The 21,494-nt window shown below is 63.7% G+C and carries 12 protein-coding genes; 9 read left to right on the forward strand and 3 right to left on the reverse strand.

Features of this window, described 5'->3' with window-relative positions; genetic code table 11:
• Positions 1-169 precede the first annotated feature (169 nt).
• Entirely contained in the window at positions 170-907 is a 738-nt protein-coding gene (locus ACNQP3_RS19805) for a hypothetical protein (RefSeq protein ID WP_264316365.1), read from the forward strand.
• Positions 907-1,608, forward strand: coding sequence for an ATP-binding cassette domain-containing protein (locus ACNQP3_RS19810; RefSeq protein WP_264316366.1), 702 nt, complete (start codon positions 907-909; stop codon positions 1,606-1,608). The genes ACNQP3_RS19805 and ACNQP3_RS19810 overlap by 1 nt, the downstream gene beginning before the upstream one ends.
• Before the next feature lie 42 nt (positions 1,609-1,650).
• On the opposite strand, the gene ACNQP3_RS19815 is transcribed toward ACNQP3_RS19810, so the two are convergent.
• A complete protein-coding gene (locus tag ACNQP3_RS19815; RefSeq protein ID WP_264316367.1) occupies positions 1,651-14,604 on the reverse strand; it encodes a non-ribosomal peptide synthetase in 12,954 nt (4,317 codons plus the stop codon).
• A gap of 308 nt (positions 14,605-14,912) precedes the next feature.
• Between ACNQP3_RS19815 and ACNQP3_RS19820 the strand changes: the two genes are divergently transcribed.
• A complete protein-coding gene (locus ACNQP3_RS19820) occupies positions 14,913-15,443 on the forward strand; it encodes an RNA polymerase factor sigma-70 (protein WP_003254275.1) in 531 nt (176 codons plus the stop codon).
• A gap of 40 nt (positions 15,444-15,483) precedes the next feature.
• Here ACNQP3_RS19820 and ACNQP3_RS19825 read toward each other — a convergent pair whose 3' ends face one another.
• Positions 15,484-16,284 (reverse strand): substrate-binding periplasmic protein, encoded by an 801-nt coding sequence (locus ACNQP3_RS19825; protein ID WP_019750813.1) that lies wholly within the window; start codon positions 16,282-16,284, stop codon positions 15,484-15,486.
• A 171-nt stretch (positions 16,285-16,455) separates the two neighbouring features.
• Here ACNQP3_RS19825 and ACNQP3_RS19830 point away from each other — a divergent pair, with 171 nt between their 5' ends.
• Both ACNQP3_RS19830 and ACNQP3_RS19835 read left to right on the forward strand, forming a co-directional pair.
• Positions 16,456-17,007, forward strand: coding sequence for an exonuclease domain-containing protein (locus tag ACNQP3_RS19830; protein ID WP_230064985.1), 552 nt, complete (start codon positions 16,456-16,458; stop codon positions 17,005-17,007).
• A gap of 74 nt (positions 17,008-17,081) precedes the next feature.
• Positions 17,082-17,366, forward strand: coding sequence for a pyrimidine/purine nucleoside phosphorylase (locus ACNQP3_RS19835; protein WP_264316368.1), 285 nt, complete (start codon positions 17,082-17,084; stop codon positions 17,364-17,366).
• 114 nt (positions 17,367-17,480) lie between these two features.
• Here ACNQP3_RS19835 and ACNQP3_RS19840 read toward each other — a convergent pair whose 3' ends face one another.
• A complete protein-coding gene (locus ACNQP3_RS19840) occupies positions 17,481-18,173 on the reverse strand; it encodes an alpha/beta family hydrolase (RefSeq protein ID WP_264316369.1) in 693 nt (230 codons plus the stop codon).
• Between the two features lie 50 nt (positions 18,174-18,223).
• Here ACNQP3_RS19840 and ccoN point away from each other — a divergent pair, with 50 nt between their 5' ends.
• The 4 genes from ccoN to ccoP are packed head-to-tail and all read left to right on the forward strand — an operon-like array spanning position 18,224 to position 21,408.
• Positions 18,224-19,648, forward strand: coding sequence for a cytochrome-c oxidase, cbb3-type subunit I (gene ccoN, locus ACNQP3_RS19845; RefSeq protein WP_003254280.1), 1,425 nt, complete (start codon positions 18,224-18,226; stop codon positions 19,646-19,648).
• 13 nt (positions 19,649-19,661) lie between these two features.
• Complete coding sequence (ccoO, locus tag ACNQP3_RS19850; RefSeq protein WP_003254281.1) at positions 19,662-20,270, forward strand: cytochrome-c oxidase, cbb3-type subunit II; 609 nt, start codon at positions 19,662-19,664, stop codon at positions 20,268-20,270.
• Positions 20,271-20,275: 5 nt separating this feature from the next.
• Complete coding sequence (locus tag ACNQP3_RS19855) at positions 20,276-20,470, forward strand: cbb3-type cytochrome oxidase subunit 3 (RefSeq protein WP_003254282.1); 195 nt, start codon at positions 20,276-20,278, stop codon at positions 20,468-20,470.
• Complete coding sequence (gene ccoP / locus ACNQP3_RS19860; protein WP_014755845.1) at positions 20,467-21,408, forward strand: cytochrome-c oxidase, cbb3-type subunit III; 942 nt, start codon at positions 20,467-20,469, stop codon at positions 21,406-21,408. Before ACNQP3_RS19855 ends, ccoP begins: the two co-directional genes overlap by 4 nt.
• Positions 21,409-21,494 lie beyond the last annotated feature (86 nt).

Genomic DNA, 21,494 nt, shown 5'->3' on the forward strand with positions numbered 1-21,494 from the left:
GACTTGAAACAGCCGAACGCCTAAACCTCCATACCCATACATTTCAGACCACGCCAAAAACCAGGAGACACTCATGAAAAATCAATATGGCATTAGCCTCATGGCATTGGCCTCGACACTCACTGCGAAATCAAACAACACGCAACCATGACACCAAAATGGTCTACTCATGAACCCAAACCACTGTATCCGCAGCGCAAAAAAAATCACGACAATCACAAAAATCTTGACCACTGAGCACTTGAGGGAGCCCACATCGCTTCTTTGGTCAGCGCTGGCCCCTTGCATACTCTTCATCATCACCCAGCCAACGCATGCAGCCTCGACCTATACCGCTTCAGCCGCCTGGTTCTACTCATACATCTCTGCCACCCTCGCGTTCTTTGGATTCAGCTTCTACCTCATCGGCAGGAGGGAAAGTGGCTTCACGCGGTCCTTCATCTACCAACACAGCGCAATCAAGCTATTCCTGACGGCCCACACACTCAGTTATTTTTTATTGAGCTCTCTTTACGCCACACTATTCTACCTCTTGACCAAACCCTTACGAGGTCACTACTCACTTCCTGAATACCTCTATCTGATGGCATGCTTTTACACCAGCTACCTCATGTTCACCTGTATCGGCCTGGGGATCGCTGCGCTACCGATAAAATTCAGCACAGCCAGCACACTTTTCTCACTCATGTCATTTCTCATGCTGGTCTCCGGATACACCGGCGCCACGCTGGGGCACGATGCTTCGCATACGCTAACGCTGATCAACCCGCTCTTTCTAAGCGCGCAGATCTTCCATGGCGAAATGCCCCTTCTCAACAGTTTCCTGATTGCACTTTCGGCCTCTGCAGCCTCGACATACCTGACCGGAAGGTATTTCAGAATCCAACCCATATGGAGCCGATACTGATGGACATTTTAACTATAAATAACCTTCACTTCGGATACAGCGGAAACCCGCTGCTGAACGACATTGAACTCACTATAAAAGCGGGGGAACTGGTTGGCATTCTGGGCAACAACGGGGCCGGAAAGACAACACTTTTCGACCTCATCTGTAAAATAAAGAAACCGGCAAAAGGTGCCATTTCCAATTTATCCAGAAGTCAGGCCTATTTGACCCAAACCCTTACACCGCCCCCATTACTGCGTATGAACGAAGCGGGCAAGCTTATCACCAGCCTGACCCCCAACGCTTCCCCAGATCACACAGAGATTCTCTCGAAACTAGCCAAATGGTCCCCATCACTGTCCAAGCGATATGCAGAAATCGCCAAGAAAAAAGCCGCCAATTGCAGCTACGGTGAAATTCGCAGCTACTTCACGCTGACCTTGCTGCTTTTAAACAGTGACTTGATCATTCTTGACGAGCCAACGGCTGGCGTAGACCCTGAATTTCGACATTATATATGGCTCGGTATAAAAAGCGCGTGCGCGGAAGGTGCGAGCGTGCTGATATCTTCTCATTACACAGAGGAAATCACGAAAAACTGCCAGCGCTTTTATATGCTCGCAAACAAACAACTGGAAGCGTTTGACAGTGGTGGACAGTTCATGGAACGCCACCGTGCCAAATCGCTGGATGAAGCCTTTATCAATGCTTCGGTCTAAGTACCGTGGCCATCGAGAGGGGGCGCCAAGCGCCCCTGCCCATCACAGCCCCTCCAGTTCCGCCATCAGGTCACTGAGCCGGTCGACCTTGTCATCATCCAGCGCACTGCCCTGCAGCCCCTGGACATACTCGGCCAACGCCTCCACCGTGCTGCACTCGAACATCGCCCGCAGCGGCACGTTCAGCTGTAGCTGCTTCTGCACCCGCGAAGCGATCTGCGTGGCCAGCAGCGAATGCCCGCCCAGCTCGAAGAAGTTGTCGTGCACCCCCACCCGCTCGGCTTTGAGCACATCGGCCCAAATACCCGCCAACACGTCCTCCAATTCGTTGCGTGGCGCCTGATAGGCCTGACTGTAATGGCCGCCGATGTCGATGGCTGGCAGGGCCTTGCGGTCGAGCTTGCCGTTGGCGTTGTGCGGCAAGCTGTCGAACCAGCTCCAATGCAACGGCACCATGTACTCCGGCAACTCGGCACGCAGTCGTTGCTTGACCTGCTCCAGCAACGCGGCATCGGCACTGACGCCCTGGTGCGCTACCAGGTAACCAACCAGATGCTTGCCGTTCACGCCCTCCTGCACCGCCACAGCGGCATCGCGAATTTCCGCCTGCTCATGCAGCCGGGCCTCGATTTCGCCCAGTTCGATGCGATAGCCGCGAATCTTCACCTGGTGGTCGATGCGCCCGACATATTCCAGCACGCCGTCCGGGCGTTGCCGCGCCAGGTCACCGGTACGGTACAGGCGCTCTCCCGGTGCCCCGTAAGGGTGAGGAATGAACGCCAGTGCCGTGCGCACCGGGTCACCGACGTAGCCACGGCCTACACCCGTACCCGCCACGCACAGTTCGCCCACCGCCCCCAGCGGCACCAGCGCCTGGTCCTCGCCGAACAAGTACAGGCGGTTGTTATCGGTTGGCGTACCGATGGGCAGGTAGCTGCCTTGGGTCGAGGCGGCATCGACGCGGAAGAACGCCACGTCATCCGAGCACTCCGCCGGGCCATAGGCATTGACCAGGCCGATCTGAGGGTAGCGCTGCAGCCACTGCGCCGCCAGCTCCGGTGGCATGGCCTCGCCGGTCGGCAGCATCCAGCGCAGGCCGTCGAGGGCCTGGTGGTCGCTGGCCAGCATGCCCTGGATCAGGGACGGCACGCTCTCCAGCACGGTGATGCCGGTGGCCTGCACGTGCGCCAGCAGGCCTTGCGGGTCGTGGGCGATGGCGTTAGGCACGATCTCAACCTTGGCGCCGAACAGCGGCGCAGCCAGGAACTGCCAGACCGAGATGTCGAAGCTTTGCGAGGCGGTCTGGGCAATCACGTCCTGCTCGCTCAGCGCCAGGTAAGGCACCTTGCTCAGCTGGTTGTTGAGCATGCCGCGCTGCTCGACCATCACCCCTTTCGGCAGACCAGTCGAGCCTGAGGTGTAGATCACGTAGGCGAGGTTGTCCGGGCCACTGTGGATACCCGGGTTGTGGCTTGCGATCGGGTTGGCCTGGACGTCTTCCCAGACCAGCAGTTGCGGCCGCAGCGCAGCCTCCAGCTCACCGAGCAACTGCCGCCCCTGCTCGGCGCAGGCCGCGCTGCACACCAGCACTGGCGTGCGGCTGAGCTGGATGATGCTTTGCAGGCGCGCCGCTGGCAGGCCCGGGTCCAGCGGCAGGTAGCCGGCGCCGGCCTTGAAGCTGCCGACAATCATGCCCAGCAGCGGCAACCCACGCTCGGCAAGCAGTGCCACTGGCTGGTCCACGCAGACGCCGGCAGCCACCAGCGCATGGCCCAGGCGGTTGGCCGCCAGGTTCAGCCCGGCGTAATCATAGGATGCCTCCAGGCAGCGGGCCACGGTACGCTGTGGATGCGCCACGACCTGCGCTTCGAACTGCGCGATATAGCTTTGTTCCAGCGGATAAACCCGCTCGGTCCGGTTGCAGTCCTCCAGCAGGAAGCCTTGCTCCTGGGCGCTCAGCAGCGCTAGCTCGCTCACCTCCCCTTCAAAACCTTGTACCAGCGCCAGCAGCAGGCGCTTGAACTCGGCCAGCAGGCGCTCGACGGTCGGGTAATCGAAGTAACGCTGGTCAAACGACAGGTGCAGGCCCAGGTCATCACCCGGGTAACACACCGCCGTCAGCGGGAAGTTGGTGTGGGTACGGCCCGAGTCGGAGCTGGCGTTCAGGTGCTGGGCGTGATCGAGCACGGCGGTTTCAACCGGCGCATTCTCGAACACGAACAGGCTGTCGAACAGCGGCTGGCCCTTGGGCAGCTCGCTGCACGCCTGGATCGCCACCAGCGGCAGGTATTCGTACTCGCGCAGCTCCATGTTGCTTTGCAGCAGGCCTTGCAGCCACTGGCGCACACTGCAGCGCTCACCCGCCGCAGGCAACTGCACGCGCAGGGCCACGCTGTTGATGAACAGGCCGACGGTGCGCTGCATCTGCGGCATGCTCACCGGGCGCCCGGCCACGGTTACGCCAAAGGCCACGTCGCGGTCGCCGCTGTAGCGCGACAGCACCAGGGCCCAGGCCGCCTGGGCGAAAGTGTTGACGGTGAGCTGATGGGCCTGGGCCAGTTCGCGCAGACGCACGCCATCATTCACCTCAAGGCGGGTATAACAATCGCCGACGACCATGCCGCTACCGGCGTGGTCATGGCGCAGCGGGCGGTCGCTCGGGATGGCTGTGGCACGTTCGAAGCCGGCCAGGTTGGCCTGCCACCAGGCACGTGCGTCGTCCAGGCCCTGGCGTTGCAGCCAACCGATGTAATCGCGGTAACGCGGTGGCACCGGCAGTTGGGCCTGACGGCCTTCGCCAAGGGCCTGGTAGACCTCGAAGAAATCGTTCATCAACAGCGAGCGGCACCAGGCATCGATAAGGATGTGGTGGTTGCTCATCATGAACCAGTAGCGTTCATCGGCCACGCGCACCAGGCGCAGGTGGAACGGTGCCTCGCTGAGCAAGGCAAAGCCGGCCTCGCGCTCCTGCTTGTGCAGGGCCTGCAGGCGCTGCTCCTGGGCATCGTCGGCCAGGCCGCGCCAGTCCTGGTAGTCCACCGCCAGGTTGCCCGGCTTGTGGATGATCTGCAGCATCGCCTCGCCGCTGTTCCAGCTGAACGAGGCGCGCAACGCTTCGTGGCGCGCCACCACGGCCTGCCAGGCCTGGGCGAAACGCTCGGGGTCGAGGGCGCTGTTGATGCGGTAGCGGTCCTGCATGTAGTACAGGCCAGTGCCCGGCTCCAGCAGGGTGTGCAGCAGCATGCCTTCCTGCATCGGCGTCAGCGGGTAAACGTCCTCGATCTGCGCGGCCGGGACCGGCAATGCGTCGATCTGCTCCTGAGTCAGGTGCGCCAGCGGGAAGTCCGATGGGGTGAAGCTGCCATTGCCATCGGCCAGGCAATGCGCGACCAGCGCCAGCAGCTCCTGACGATAGGCCTCAGCCAGACCCGCGATGGTCTGCTGGTCGTAGCGCTCGGCGCTGAAGGTCCAGCGCAGTTGCAGAGCACCGCCATACACCTGGCCATCGACGCTCAACCAGTTGGGCAACGGCGCATCGAGGTCATGCGCCAACCCGGCCGGGGCTTCCAGGGGCTGGAACAAGGCCGCACTGTCGAACTGCTGGTCGAACTGGCCCAGGTAGTTGAAGGTGATGCGCGCCTGCGGCAAAGCCGCCATCTGCTCGCGCCCGGCGGCATCCGCCAGGTAGCGCAGTACGCCGTAGCCCAGGCCCTTGTGCGGTACATGGCGCAGTTGTTCCTTGATGCGCTTGATCGAACCGGCCCGCGCCGCGTCGTCTTCACCTGGCAGCGGACGCAGGCTCAGTGGGTAGGCATTGGTGAACCAGCCGACGCTGCGGGTCAGGTCCATGTCTTCGAACAACCCGTCACGGCCATGGCCTTCGAGCTGCACGAGCACTTCTTCATCGCCGCTCCACCGGCACAAGGCCCGCGCCAGTGCAGTCAACAGCAGGTCGTTGACCTGGGTGTGGTAAGCCGCCGGGGCCAGTTGCAACAGCTGCCGGGTTTGCTCCACGTCCAGGCCGATGGCCAGGGTTTGAGCATGGCGATGCAAATTGCCGCCCTGCGGATGGTCGCACGGCAATTCGCGACGCACACCGCCCAGCTGGCCTTGCCACCAGGCCAGTTCGTCACGCAGCGAATCGCTGCCGGCGTAGCTGACCAGGCGCGCCGCCCAGTCGCCGACGGCGTGGGTCTTGGCCGGCAGAGGCTGGCCACGGTACAGCGCCTGCAGGTCTTCCAGCAGCACCCGCCAGGACACGCCATCAACCACCAGGTGATGAATCGCCAGCAGCAACCGCTGGGTGCCCTGCCCGTCACGCACCAGCAAGGCGCGCAGCAGCGGCCCCTGTTGCAGGTCCAGGCTGCGCTGCACGTCAGTGTAGAGGGCCTGACAATCATTGAAATCGGCGACAGTGGCGCTCCACAGCAGCTGCTCGGCGCCAGGCTGCGCGTACTGGGCCTGCCAGCGGCCCTGGGCGTCGCTGAAGCGCAGGCGCAGGCTGTCATGGTGCTGCACCAGCGCAGCCAATGCCTGTCCAAGGGTGGCCTCAACCAAGGGTTGGCGCACCTCCAGCAGCACGGCCTGGTTCCAGTGTTGCGGCTGTGGCACGTCACTGTCGAAGAACCAGTGCTGGATCGGCGTCAGCCCGGCCTGGCCCTGGCGCAGGCCCTGCTCGACGGTGCTCGCGGCTTCGCTGAGCTGAACCACAGTTGCCAGGGTCTGGATGGTCTGATGCTGGAACAGGTCGCGTGGGGTGAATTGCAAGCCGGCCTGCCGGGCGCGGCTGACCACCTGAATCGACAGGATCGAGTCGCCCCCCAGCTCGAAGAAGTTGTCCTGCACGCCGACCCGGGCAACGTTGAGCACATCGCGCCAGATCTGCGCCAACTGTGCTTCCACCTCATTGCCAGGAGCCTGGTATTGCTGCCGCGCCTGCTCAAGGTCCGGCAGCGGCAGCGCACGGCGGTCGAGCTTGCCGTTGCCCATCAGCGGCAGGCTATCGAGCAGCACCAGGTGCGCAGGCACCATGTAGTCGGGCAGGTGCTGGCGGGCATCGGCTTTCACCGCTTCGCGCAGCAGTTGTTGCACGTCGTTACCGGCGGTGGCCTGCCTGCACACCAGATAGCCCACCAGTTGCTTGCCGCCCGGCAAGTCCAGCGCCAGCACGACGGCCTCGTCGACATCCTCGTGCGCTAGCAGGCGGCTCTCGATTTCGCCCAGTTCGATGCGGAAGCCGCGGATCTTCACCTGCTGGTCGGCACGGCCGACATACTCCACCAGGCCATCAGTACCCAGGCGTACCAGGTCGCCGGTACGGTACAGGCGCCCGCCTTCGGCACTGAACGGGTCGGCGACAAAGCGCTCGGCAGTGAGGCCTGGCCGGTCGTGGTAACCCTGGGCCAGGCCGGCACCGCCGACGTACAGTTCGCCAATACCGCCTTGCGGCAACAAGGCCAGATCCTCGTCGAGGATGTAGGCCGTACGGCTACCGATGACGCGGCCGATCGGTACGCTGCCAAGGTCTGTTGGCAAGGCCTCTGGGGCCAGGCACGCCAGCGGCATGACCACGGTTTCGGTCGGGCCGTAGGCATTGAAGCACTGCTGCGGTGCAAAGGCCTGGCGGATGCGTTGCAGGTGCTCGCCGGTCAGCGCCTCGCCCCCGGTAATCACCAGGCGTACCGGCAATTGTTCGCCCCGCCCGCCCAGGTACTGCGCCAGCTGGCTGCCGTAGCTGGGGGTAAAGCCCAGAATGCTCACCTGCTGCTCGCGCACCAACTGGCAGATGTCCTCGGCGCCCCACTGCCCCTGGGCGCGCAATACCACGCGCGCACCACACAACAGCGGCACCCACAGGCGCTCGCTGGCAGCGTCGAAGTTGATGGAATAGAAGTGCAGCTCGCAGTCATCGCTGCGCATGCCGAATGCAGCGATCACCGCCTGGCAGTGCATGGCGAACTCGCCATGGCTGACCACCACGCCCTTGGGTTTGCCGGTAGAGCCTGAGGTGTAGATCAGGTAAGCCTGGTGCTGCGGCAGGCTGAGGTTGTCCAGCGGCGCATCGCTGTACGCCGCCAGGCTGGCGGCATCATCTTCCAGGCTCCAGCTGGCCACGCCTTCAGGCAACTCGCCCAGGGTGTGCAGTAGCGCACGCTGGCTGAGCAGCAAGCCGATGCGGCTGTCTTCGATCATGTAGCGCAGGCGGTCGAGCGGGTACTCGGGGTCGAGCGGTACATAGGCGCCGCCGGCCTTGAGGATGGCCAGCAGGCCGACGACCATTTCCAGCGAGCGCTCCAGCGCCAGGCCCACCCGCACCTGCGGGCCGACACCCCGTTCGCGCAGGGCACGCGCCAGGCGGTTGGCCTGCTGGTCGAGCTCGGCGTAGGTCAAGTGCTGGCCGGCGAAGGTCAACGCGCCCGCCTGTGGCGTGCGCGCGGCCTGGGCGGCGAACAGACCGTGGAGGGTCTGGCCAAGGTCGAAATCGTGTTCGCCCTGCAATTGGCCTGTAAGCACTTGTTGCTCGGCACTGCTCAGCATCGGCAGTTCGCACAGGCGGTGGTGCGGGTTGTCGAGCAAACCGACCAGCAGTTGTTGCCAGTGCTCGGCCATGCGCGCGATGCGCGGCGCGTCGAACAGGTCGCGGCTGTAGGTCAGGCAGCAGCCCAGCCGGCCGTCCAGGTCGGTCACCTCCAGGTACAGGTCGAACTTGGTGGCGCTGGCATCGTTGACCAGGTAGTCCACCTGCATGCCGGCCAGCGTGCGGCTTTGCTGGAAGGCCCAGCGCTGCACGTTGCACATCACCTGGAACAACGGGTTGTAGGCACTGCTGCGCGGTGGCTGCAGGGCCTCTACCAGTTGGTCGAACGGCAGGTCCTGGTGCGACTGGCCTTCGATGGCAACCTGGCGAATCTGCTCCAGCAGCGCGCTGGCGGTCATCTGGCCGTCCAGCTCGCAGCGCAGCACCTGGGTGTTGAGGAAAGCGCCGATCAGGCCTTCGCTTTCCGGGCGGATGCGGTTGGCCACCGGCGCGCCGATACGCAGGTCGCGCTGGCCACTGTAGCGGTGCAGCAAGGCGGCCAGGGTGGCGGTCATGGTCATGAACAGGGTCAGGCCGCGCTGGCTATTGAAAGCATGCACGCGGGCCACCAGTGCCGGATCGAGTTCGAAGCGGTACAGCGCGCCACGGTGGCTCTGGACTGCCGGACGCGGGCGGTCGGCAGGCAACGCCAGCACCGGGTGCTCGTCGCCCAAGCGGTGCTTCCAGTAGGCCAGTTGACGAGCGCCCTCGCCGCTTTCCAGCCATTGCCGTTGCCACACGCTGTAGTCCAGGTACTGCACTGGCAGCGGCGCCAGTGGCGACTCGCGGTCATCGACAAAGGCTTCGTACAGCTCGCCCAGCTCGCGGGCGAAGATGTCCATGGCCCAGCCTTCGGTGACGATGTGGTGCAGCGTCAGCACAAAGAAGTGCTCGCGCTCGTTGGCCTTGACCAGGCAGGCGCGCAGCAGCGGCCCCCGCTCCAAGTCGAAGGGCTGGTGCGCCTGGTCGTCGGCCAGTTGTTGCAAACGTTGCTGGCAGGCATCGTCTGACAAAGCGCTGAAGTCTTGCCAGTCCAGATGCAGGCCGCTGTCTTCGGCCACGCACTGGTACGGCACGCCGTCGATGCTGGGGAACGTGGTGCGCAAGGTTTCGTGGCGCACGACCAGCGCCTGCAGCGCACGCTCGAAAGCGTCCACATGCAAGGTGCCGCGCAGGCGTGCCATGCCGCCGACGTTGTACGCCGGGCTGTCCGGCTCCATCTGCCAGAGGAACCACATTCGCTGCTGCGAGTACGACAGCGGCACCGCCTGACGGCGGTCGACACGGGCGATTGCACCTTGCAGATTGCGCTCGCCGGCCGCGCGCAGGCGGGCGATCTCGGCACAGAAGGCGCCCAGCTCGCTGGTTTCGAACAGGGCCTTGAGCGGCAGCTCGACATCGCAGGCCTGACGGGTGCGCGAAACGATCTGAGTCGCCAGCAACGAGTGGCCACCGAGGGCGAAGAAGTCGTCCTGCAGGCCAATGCGCGGCAGATTCAACACGTCGCGCCAGATGGCCGCGACCTGTTGTTGCAGCTCGGTTCGTGGCTCGACATGCTCACGCTGCTGCCACACTGGGGCAGGCAGTGCCTTGCGGTCGACCTTGCCGCTGGGGCCCAGTGGCATCTGTGCCAAAGGGATGAGTTGCGCCGGCACCATGTAGGCTGACAATTGCTCAGCCAGCACGGCCAGCACCTCGGCAGGCTGAGCGCTGCCACTGTAATAGCCGACCAGTTGCGCGCCAACGGCGTCCTTGTGTATCAGCACCAGCGCCTGTTCCACACCCACCTGTGCCAGCAGGCAGGCCTGCACTTCCTCGGGCTCGACGCGGAAACCACGCACCTTTACCTGCTGGTCGAGGCGGCCAAGGTATTCCAGGGCCTCCAGCTGAACCTGCCAGCGGGCGCGATCGCCACTGCGGTACAGACGCTGACCGTTGCCGTCGGCCTGGGGTACGAAGCGCTCGGCAGTGAGGCCGGGGCGGCCCAAGTAACCACGGGCCAGGCCCGCGCCACCGAGGTACAGCTCGCCCGGCACACCGGGGGCGCTCAGTTCCAGCTCATCGTCCAGCACGCGGCACAGCACATTGCCCAGCGGGCGGCCGATGGGCGAGCGCTCGCCGTCCGCCACCTGGCAGTGCCAGTGGGTGACGTTGATGGCGGTTTCGGTCGGGCCGTACCGGTTGTGCAGCTGCACCTGCGGCAGCACCTGCAGCAAGCGGTCACGCAGCGCGGCGGACAACGCTTCGCCACCCGAGAACACCCGGCGCAAGCTACTGCAGGCACCTGCCTGCGGCTCCTGGACGAACACCTGCAACAGCGGCGGTACAAAGTGCAGCGTAGTCACCCCATAAGCCTGCACCAGGGCAGCGATACGCTGTGGGTCGCGGTGTTCACCGGGGCCGGCGAGCACCAGCTTGCAGCCGGTGACCAACGGCCAGAAGCATTCCCACACCGAGACGTCGAAACTGATCGGCGCCTTCTGCATCAGCACGTCGCTGTCATTCAGCGCATAGGTCGTCTGCATCCACTGCAGGCGCTCGGCCAGCGCCGCATGGGTATTGCCTACGCCCTTGGGCTGCCCGGTGGAGCCGGAGGTATAGATAACGTAGGCCAGGTTGTCGCCGTGCAGGTGCAGGCCGGGGGCATGGCTGGGCCAGCTGTCCAGGTGCAACTGGTCGAGGGCAATGGCGCTGACACCGTCGACCTGCGGCAGCTTGCCCAGCAGGCTGCTGTGGCTCAATAGCAAACGGGCGTCGCAGTCGGCCAGCATGTAGGCCAGGCGTTCGGCAGGGTAATCGACATCCAGCGGCACGTAGGCACCGCCAGCCTTGAGAATGGCTAGCAGGCCGACCAGCAATTGCGGTGAGCGCTCGATGGCAATGGCCACACAGGTATCGGGGCCGACGCCTTTGTCGCGCAAGTAGTGGGCCAGGCGGTTGGCTTGCTGGTGCAGCCCGGCGTAATCCAGGCTGCCCCCGTCCCAAACCAGGGCGGTGCGCTGCGGCGTCAGGCGTGCCTGCTCATTGAGTTGTTCGACCAACAGGTGCTGCGCTGCGGCGGCCGGTGCCTGGCCCCAACCCAGCAGCTGCGCACGGCCGGGCTCATCCAGCAGTTGCACGTCGCCCAGCGCCTGCTGCGGCGCGGCACACACCTGTTCCAGCAACGCCAGCAGGTGATGGGCCAGACGTTCGACGGTGCTGGCTTCGAACAGCTCCGCGGCATAGTCGAAGGCCAGGCTCAGGCGGCCCAGATGGTCCTCCTCACTGTGCAACTGCAAGTCGAACTTGGCTTCGCGGCTGTGCCACGCCAGCTCTTCGGCCAACAGCCCTGGCAGGCGCCGCAGGGCTGACAGGTCGCGTTGCTGGTGGTTGAACATGACCTGGAACAGGCCCTGCTCGCGCGCATCGGGCAGGGCTTCGACAAGCTGTTCGAAGGGCAGATCCTGATTAGCCTGGGCTTGCAAGGTGGCCTGACGTACCTGGGTCAGCAACTGGGTAAACGAGTGACGGCCATCGAATTGCGCGCGCAGCACCTGCGTATTGATGAAGAAACCGACCATGCCTTGGGTTTCCAGGCGCGGGCGGTTGGCGTTGGGCACGCCGACGCGGATATCGGCCTGGCCGCTGTAGCGCTGCAGCAGCGCCTGCCAACCGGCCAGCAGGACCATGAACAGGCTGGCCTGCTGCTGGTGGGCAAGGCCCTTGAGCGCTTCGCCAAGCCTGGTCGGCACCTTGAGGTTGAAGCGCGCAGCGCTGTGCTCGCGCTGGCTGGTGCGCGGATGGTCAGTGCACAGGTCGAGCGCCGGCAGCTCACCACCAAGGTGTGCCTTCCAGTACTGCAACTGGCGCTCGGCTTCACCGTCAGCCAGCCATTGCCGCTGCCAGCTGCCGTAGTCGGCGTAACCCAGGGGCAGCGGCGCCAGGTTGGCCTCCAGGCCTTGGCAGCGAGCGGCATACAGCTTGGCGAACTCTTCGAGCAGGATGTTCAGCGACCAGCCGTCGGCAACGATGTGGTGCAGGGTCACCCACAGCTGATGCTCTTCGTCGCCCAGGCGCACCAGGGTTACCCGCAGCAGCGGCCCCTGGGTGAGGTCGAACGGCTGGCGGGCCTCGGTTTCACGCTGCGCGGCAACCTGCTCGGGCGAGTGCCCTTCAAGGTCCAGGCGGTGCAGGCTGAATGGCTGCTGCGGCAGGATACGCTGCAGCGCCTGGCCATTCTCTTCGCTGAACACGGTACGCAGCGATTCATGGCGCGCCACCAGTGCCTCGAAGGCCACGTGCAGAGCGTTGATATCCAGCTCGCCACGCAGGTGCAAGCCGGCAGGAATGTTGTAGGCCGCTGATTGCGGTTCCAGCTGCCACAGCAGCCACAAGCGGTTTTGCGCCAGCGACTGGGGCAATGCCTGGGCGCGCGCCAGCGTGGTGATGGCTGCGGTGGCTGCGGCGCCATCGGCGATGATCTGTGCCACGGCCTTGCTGTAGTCGGCCAGTACCGGCGCCTCGAACAGGGTACGCAGGCTCAGGTCGATACCCAACTCATCGGCCAGGCGCGCTGTGGCCTGGGTGGCGGCGATGGAGTTACCGCCCAGCAGCAGGAAGTGGTCGTCCGCGGCCACCGCCTCTACCTTGAGGATGTCGCGCCACACAGCGGCGATGCGTGCTTGCAGCTCATCGCCAGCGGTTGCACGGGTACCGGCTTCGCTCACCTCAGGGAAACGGGCATAGCAGTCCAGGCTGCCATCGTCCATGCGCAGGCGGCAGGCAGAGCGCTGCAACTTGCCGCTGGAGGTCTTCGGCAGCGCGCCGGGGTTCAACAGCAGGACCACGGCCGGGGCCTGTCGGCAGGCGTCGGCAATGACCTGGCGCAGGGTCTTGATCAGGTCCTGGGGCTTGATTGCCTTTTGCACGTTGCGGCTGATCTCCACCGCGACACCGATGCCCTCCTCGCCTTGGTGCTCGACGGCGAACACCGCCACACGGCCTTTGCGCAGCACCTGAACTTCGCGCTCGAGGTTTTTTTCCAGGTCCTGTGGGTACAGGTTCTGTCCGCGCACGATCAGCATGTCTTTCAGGCGCCCGGTAACGAACACCTCGCCCTCACGCATGAAACCCAGGTCGCCGGTACGCAGCCAGGTCTGGCCGTCCATTTCGACGAATGTTCGAGCGCTGGCTTCGGGGTTGCGCCAGTAACCCAATGCGATGCTCGGGCCGCCGGCCCAGATCTCGCCAACCTGGTTGTCATCCAGCACTTGCAGGCGTTCTGGTTCGACGATGCGTACGGCATGCCCCGGCTGTGGGTAGCCGCAGCTCATCAGCACACTGCCCTTGCCCAGCTCGGCACGGTTGCCAGCGAAGGCTTCGGCGTCCAGCTCCAGTGCAGCGATGCCCTGGCCACGACGGCTGCCGCTGACGAACAGGGTGGCTTCGGCCAGGCCATAACTGGCGAAGAAGCTCTGCGGGTCGAAGCCGCAGGCCTGGAATTTGTCGGCAAAGGTGGCCAGGCTGTCCTGGCGGATCGGCTCGGAGCCGGAATAGGCGACGCGCCAGCGGCTCAGGTCGAGCCCGGCCAGCGAAGCCTCGCTGACCCGCTCGCTGCACAGGCGATAAGCGAAGTCGGGGCCGCCGCTGATGGTGCCACCGTATTCGCTGATGGCCTGCAACCAGCGCAATGGCCGGGCCAGGAAGTACCCCGGCGACATCAGCACGCAAGGCACGCCACTGAAGATTGGCTGCAGCAGGCCGCCGATCAGGCCCATGTCATGGTACAGCGGTAGCCAGCTGACGATCACGTCGTCGGGGTTGAGGTCGATGCCAAAGCCATGGCGGATCAGCTGCTCGTTGGCCACCAGGTTGCCATGGCTGACCTGAACCCCCTTGGGCAGCGCGGTGGAGCCGGAGGTGTACTGCAGGAAGGCGATGTCATCGCGTTGGAGCTCGGGCGCGTGCCAGCTCGAGGCCAGCAACGGGTCCAGGCCATCCACGGCAAGCAGCTCGGGCGCGTTATCTGCCGCCAGTGCCTCCAGGCCGTTCAGGTTGTCGTGCAGTGCCGCCACGGTCAGCAGCAGGCGCGGCTCGGCATCGGCGATGATCGACAGCAAACGCGCCTGGTGATGCTGCCGCGCGGACTCCGGCGGGTAAGCCGGCACTGCGATCACGCCCGCATACAGGCAGCCAAAAAACGCCGCCACGTAGTCTGGCCCACTAGGGAACAGCAACACGGCACGGTCACCGAAGCTGGCGCGCGCCTGCAAGGCAGCGGCGATGGTGCGTGCACGCTGGTCGAGGTCCCGGTAGCTGAGCACGGCCTGCTCGCCGGGGGTGTCGGCGAGAAAGCGCAGGGCAATCCTGTCCGGGGTCTGCGCGGCGCGTTGCGCCAGGGCCTGGACCAGCGAGAGCGGGAGTTCGAAGGCGTCCGTCATGGGGTGTTCCTGCCAGTGTCTGTTAGGGCGTGCCGGCTACGCCGCGAACATGGGCGGGCAGCGAGCGGCGACCGGGGATGTACACAGGGGAACGGATGGACGGGGGCAGAAATTAGCGGGGGTGAGGGTTTTGCGCTGCGTCAAGGTTGGGGGCATACCTTGAGGTATGCCCCCTTAGAACAGAAACACCCAATAATAATTTAGTTTCGCATTTGACAATCATTATCATTCTGAATAGCTTGTCGCACGTCGTAGGAAGCGACCCACCCCTGGGCGCCTCCTTTCCCCTCTGTGACAAGGTGATTTCCATGGCGGAACAACTATCCACAAGTAAGTGCGATTCACCATTACTGCAGGCCTTCGTCGACAACCGCAGCATCCTGGTCAAGATTGCTGCCCGCATCACTGGCTGCCGCTCCCGCGCCGAGGATGTGGTGCAAGACGCCTTCTTCCGGCTCGGCGCTGCCCCGCAGATCACTTCGTCGTTCAAGGCGCAACTAAGCTACCTGTTCCAGATCGTGCGCAACCTTGCGATCGACCACTACCGCAAGCAGACGATGGAGCTGAAGTACTCCGGCAGCGAGGAGGAAGGCCTGAATGTGGTTATCCAGAACGCCTCGCCCGAAGCCACCCATATCAACCTTGCCGCGCTGGACGACATTGCCGAAGCGCTGAACGAGCTGCCGCAACGTACCCGCTATGCGTTCGAGATGTACCGCCTGCATGGGGTACCGCAAAAGGACATTGCCAAGGAACTGGGGGTGTCGCCGACTTTGGTCAACTTCATGATCCGCGATGCACTGGTGCATTGCCGCAAGACCGCCAACCGGCAGGTCTGAGTCATTCTTCGAGAACATTGGCGAGGCCGTCGGGCGGGAATCAAGGCCTGCGCGTGCTGACTGTGATGCGGTAGGGCTCGAAAATCCGCGCCAGTTCACCGCTGTCACGCAGGCCACGCAGCAGTGCAGCGAACGTCTGCTCGCCGATAGGCGCCCCCGGGCGCAGCAAGGCGTAGTGGTGATAGACCTGGTCAATGCGTTGCGAAGGCACCAGCTGCGCCTTGCTCGCCGGGTTGCGTGCCAGGAAATCGCTGAGGTAGGAACGCGTGACCAGGGCGATATCGGCGCGGCCGGCCTGCACCATCAGCAGGTTGCTGTCGTGGGAATAGGTCAGGGTCGCGTTGTATGTCTTGCGCAGGTAATCGGGGTCAGCGTTGAAGCTGGCGAACGCGTAGTGGTAGCCGTTGAACAAGGCCAGGCGTTTGCCACGCAGGTCGTCGAAGTAACGCGGATCACTGCCGTTTTCCTTGCGGGCGACGAACACTTCGGCATCTTCCAGGCCCATGTCCACGGTCTGATGGGCAATCTGCTCCCAGCCCCATTGTGGGTTCTCGAAAATGGCCATGTCGGTGCGGCCTTGCTGGAAGTCACCGAAGCGCCGCTGGATAGACGTAGGTACCAGAACGAAGTGATAGTGCTGCTGCGCCCGGTTGAGTGCATCGACCAACTGCGGCAGCAAACCGGTATCGGCACCTTGCTCGGGGCGCACTGTGTAAGGCGGGAAATGGGCTGCGCCAATCTTCACTTCAACCGCTTCGCCAGCCCATACCGGTGCCGCCAACCAGAACACGGCCAGCAGCATCAGGGTGGACAAGGCCTTGAGGCCGGGCGCTGGAGTCAAGACGGACACTCATCACGGTTTATGCCTGTATGCGCTTAAGCTAGGCGTTTTCCAGGGGCGGCACAACTACTGGCGTCTGCTCTTTGTGCCAAAGCAGGCGGCAAAATGCCATAGGATGCCGTATGCCCGTACATTGGCTACGCTCTAGCAGGATCTGCATGGGAGCCTGGTATGGGCCATTGGTTGGTGATCGACCTGGAAGCCACCACCGACGATGGTGGGTGGCCGGTCACAGAGATGGAAATCATTGAAATCGGCGCAAGCCTGGTGACCCGCGAAGGCCGCGAGGTCGACCATTTCCAGCGTTTTGTAAAGCCACGGCGGCGGCCGCAGCTGACCCCGTTCTGCCGTGAGCTGACCCACATCAGCCAGGCCGACGTGGACAACGCCGCGCCGTTTCGCGAGGTGTGGGCAAGCTTCGAGCGCTGGCTGGAGCACCACCGCGGGCAGCTTCAGGCCTGGGTCAGCTGGGGCGACTACGACCGCCAGCAATTGCACCAGGAGTGGCAGCAGCACGGCCTCGACAGCCTGCTGCGCACATTGCCGCATATCAACCTCAAGCAACGCTTTGCCAAGGCCCGCCACCTGCAGCGCCCCACCGGCCTGAACGGCGCCCTGCAACTGGCCGGCATGCACTTTTGCGGGCAACAGCACAGGGCCCTGGAAGATGCGCGCAACACGGCGCGGCTATTACCGTTGACCCTGCCCGCCCACAGCCCCTGAAAGCAGATGACGAGGCCTGTGGCCTTGGGCATACTGGCCAGCCCTTTTTCAGCACCTCTTTTCAGGAGTCGCCCATGTTCCAGGTCAACGAGTACTTCAACGGCACCGTCAAGTCGATCGCATTCTCGGGCGAAGAAGGCCCGGCCACTGTCGGCGTCATGGCTCCGGGCGAATACGAATTCGGCACTGCCAAGCGTGAGATCATGCATGTGGTATCGGGCGCGCTGACCGTGAAACTGCCAGGTAGCGACAACTGGGAAACCTTCAACACCGGTGACAAGTTCAACGTGCCGGCTGACAGCAAGTTCCAGCTGCAGGTGAAGGTGGATACCGCTTACCTGTGCGAATACCGCGACTAAGCGCCGGCCTGTTCCGGCCTCTTCGCGGGTAAACCCGCTCCTACAGGGTGCTGAGCCGACCTTCGATGGTGTGCGGTCCTTGTAGGTGCGGGTTTACCCGCGAAGAATCCAGCACTAATCCTTCAGGAAATCAGCAACACGTTCAGCCGCCGCCTGCAAATGCTGCTCATGGCTGAACCCCGAAGCCTTCAACGGCTTCAGGTCATGGTCCCCCGCCACTAGCCAGCTCACCTCGATCGCCGGCGACAACGCATACCCCGCCACCGCCTCGCGGTTACCCAGCGCATCCCGCTCGCCCTGCACGATCAACGTCGGTGTTTTCAACTCGGCCAGGTGCTCTACCCGTGGCTTCTCGGGTTTACCCACCGCGTAGAACGGATAGCCCAGGCACACCAGCGCATCCGCGCCCAATTCGTCGGCCAGCAGGCTCGCCATGCGCCCGCCCATGGACTTGCCACCCACGGCCAGCTTGCCCGCGACCAAAGGTCGCACTTGCCGGTACGCCTCGCGCCAGCATTCAAGCAACACCTTCTGCGGGTTCGGCGGCCGCTTGCCACCGGTAACCCTGCGCTCGGCCATGTACGGGAACTCGAAGCGCACTACCGCTACCCCAAGCGCCGCAAGCCTTTGCGCCATTTCGTCCATGAACCCGCTGTCCATCGGCGCGCCCGCGCCATGGGCCAGAATCAGGCACCCCTTGTAGTCATCCTGACCTGCAACCCGCGGAGGATCGCAGCGCAAGCCTGGGACATTTGCGACCTTCGCCCATTGATCCCCGTCAATACCGGCACTTTGCCCATTAATCATGCTTGCCTCGCTGTAAAGCCTGCCAAATAACCGTGGATGGGAACCCATACATGAACACAACCAGCAGTACCGCCTATAACTACAAGGTGGTCCGCCAATTCGCCATCATGACGGTGGTGTGGGGAATCGTCGGGATGGGGCTCGGCGTCTTCATCGCCGCCCAGCTCGCCTGGCCGTCCCTCAACTTCGACCTCCCCTGGACCAGTTTCGGCCGCCTGCGCCCCCTGCATACCAATGCGGTGATCTTCGCGTTCGGCGGCTGCGCACTGTTCGCCACCTCCTATTATTCGGTGCAACGCACCTGCCAGACCACCCTGTTCGCACCGGGCCTGGCCGCGTTTACGTTCTGGGGCTGGCAACTGGTTATCCTGCTGGCGGCCATCAGCCTGCCGCTGGGCTACACCAGCTCCAAGGAATACGCCGAACTGGAATGGCCGATCGACATTCTGATCACCATCGTCTGGGTGGGCTACGCCATCGTGTTCTTTGGCACGCTGATGAAGCGCAACACCAAACACATCTACGTCGGCAACTGGTTCTTCGGCGCCTTCATCCTGACCGTGGCGCTGCTGCACATCGTCAACAACCTGGAGCTGCCGGTCAGCCTGACCAAATCCTATTCGGTCTACGCAGGCGCCACCGATGCCATGGTGCAGTGGTGGTACGGCCATAACGCGGTGGGCTTCTTCCTGACCGCAGGCTTCCTGGGGATGATGTACTACTACGTGCCCAAGCAGGCCGAACGGCCGGTGTATTCGTATCGCTTGTCGATCGTGCACTTCTGGGCGCTGATCACCCTGTACATCTGGGCCGGCCCGCACCACCTGCACTACACCGCCCTGCCCGATTGGGCGCAGTCGCTGGGCATGGTGATGTCGCTGATCCTGCTGGCGCCAAGCTGGGGCGGCATGATCAACGGCATGATGACCCTGTCGGGCGCCTGGCACAAACTGCGCAGCGACCCGATCCTGCGCTTCCTGGTGGTGTCGCTGGCGTTCTACGGCATGTCCACCTTCGAAGGGCCAATGATGGCCATCAAGACGGTCAACGCCCTGTCCCACTACACCGACTGGACCATCGGCCACGTCCACGCCGGCGCCCTCGGCTGGGTAGCGATGATCTCGATCGGCGCGCTGTACCACACCATTCCCAAAGTGTTCGGCAAAGAACGCATGTACAGCCTCGGCCTGATCAATGCGCACTTCTGGCTGGCCACCATTGGTACCGTGCTGTACATCGCCTCGATGTGGGTCAACGGCATCGCCCAGGGCCTGATGTGGCGCGCGGTCAACAGCGACGGCACGCTCACCTACTCGTTCGTGGAAACCTTGGTGGCCAGCCACCCAGGCTTCGTCGTGCGCTTCGTCGGCGGCGCGATCTTCCTCAGCGGCATGTTCCTGATGGCCTGGAACACCTGGCGCACCGTGCGTTCGCCAGCGCTTGACGTCGCCCCTGCGAACGCCCAGTTGGCTTGAGGAGAAACGCCTGATGAAACATGAAGTCATCGAGAAAAACGTCGGCCTGATGGCCCTGCTGATGGTATTTGCCGTCAGCATCGGCGGCCTGACCCAGATCGTCCCGCTGTTCTTCCAGGACGTCACCAACAAACCGGTCGAAGGCATGAAGCCCTATACCGCGCTGCAACTGGAAGGCCGCGATGTCTACATCCGCGAAGGTTGCGTGGGCTGCCACTCGCAGATGATCCGCCCGTTCCGTGCCGAAACCGAGCGGTACGGCCACTACTCGGTGGCCGGTGAAAGCGTGTGGGACCACCCGTTCCTGTGGGGCTCCAAGCGCACCGGGCCGGACCTGGCCCGGGTCGGTGGCCGCTACTCGGACGACTGGCACCGTGCGCACCTGTACAACCCGCGCAACGTGGTACCGGAGTCGAAGATGCCGTCCTACCCGTGGCTGGTTGCCCAGCAGGTCGACAACAGCCACACCGACGTCAAGATGCGCACCCTGCGCACCCTGGGCGTGCCGTACACCGACGACGACATTGCCGGCGCCCGTGAAGCGGTCAAAGGCAAGACCGAGATGGACGCACTGGTCGCCTACCTGCAGGTGCTCGGCACCGCGATCAAGAACAAGAGGTGAGTGCGATGGAAATGGACATCGGCATGATCCGCGGTGTGGGCACCCTGGTGGTGATGATTGCCTTTATCGGCCTCACCCTGTGGGTCTTCAACCGCCGCCGCGACCGTGATTTCGCCGAAGCGCGCCTGCTGCCCTTCGTCGACGACCGCCTGCCCCCTGCCGGGCAGGAGCCTGCTGCAAAAAGGAGTAACGGGCAATGACCACCTTCTGGAGTACGTACATCAGCGTACTGACCATCGGTAGCCTGATTGGCCTGACCTGGCTACTGCTCGCCACGCGCAAGGGCCAGAGCAACAACACCACCGACGAGACCATGGGCCACAGCTTCGACGGCATCGAGGAGTACGACAACCCGCTGCCCAAGTGGTGGTTCTGGCTGTTCGTGGGCACCTTGGCGTTCTCGGTCGGCTACCTGATCCTCTACCCGGGCCTGGGCAACTGGAAAGGCATCCTGCCGGGCTATGAAAATGGCTGGACTGGCGCCAACGAATGGCAGAAGGAAATGGACAAGGCCGATGCCAGGTTCGGTCCGATCTTCGCCAAATACGCCGCCATGCCCGTAGAAGAAGTGGCGAAGGACCCGCAGGCGCTGAAAATGGGCAGCCGCCTGTTCGCCTCCAACTGCTCGGTGTGCCACGGTTCCGACGCCAAGGGCGCCTTCGGCTTCCCCAACCTCACCGACAATGACTGGCGCTGGGGCGGCGATCCGGAAACCATCAAGACCACCATCATGAGCGGTCGCCATGGCGTGATGCCGGCCTGGGCCGAAGTGATCGGTGACCAGGGCGTGGCCGACGTGGCTGCGTTCGTGGTCAGCAAACTCGACGGCCGCACACTGCCTGAGGGGGCAAAGGCCGATGTGGAGAACGGGCAGAAGATCTTCGCAGCCAACTGCGTGGCCTGCCACGGGCCGGAAGGTAAAGGTACGCCTGCCATGGGCGCACCGAACCTGACCCACCCGCAGGCGTTCATCTATGGCTCGAGCTTTGCCCAGCTGCAGCAGACCATTCGTTATGGTCGCCAGGGGCAAATGCCGGCGCAGGCCGAGATCCAAGGGAATGACAAGGTGCACCTGCTGGCGGCTTACGTGTATAGCCTGTCGCAGGGTGGTTCGGCTGAGACCGTGACGGCCAAGTGAGTTCGCCGAAAGGGATTTGCCAAGTGAGTCCGCCGAAAGGCATTTGCCGCCTGTGAGATCGAGCGCCGCCCGCGCGGCGCTTCGCG

Source organism: Pseudomonas sp. LFS074, from assembly GCF_047978165.1.
Taxonomy (GTDB): Bacteria; Pseudomonadota; Gammaproteobacteria; order Pseudomonadales; family Pseudomonadaceae; genus Aquipseudomonas; species Aquipseudomonas putida_P.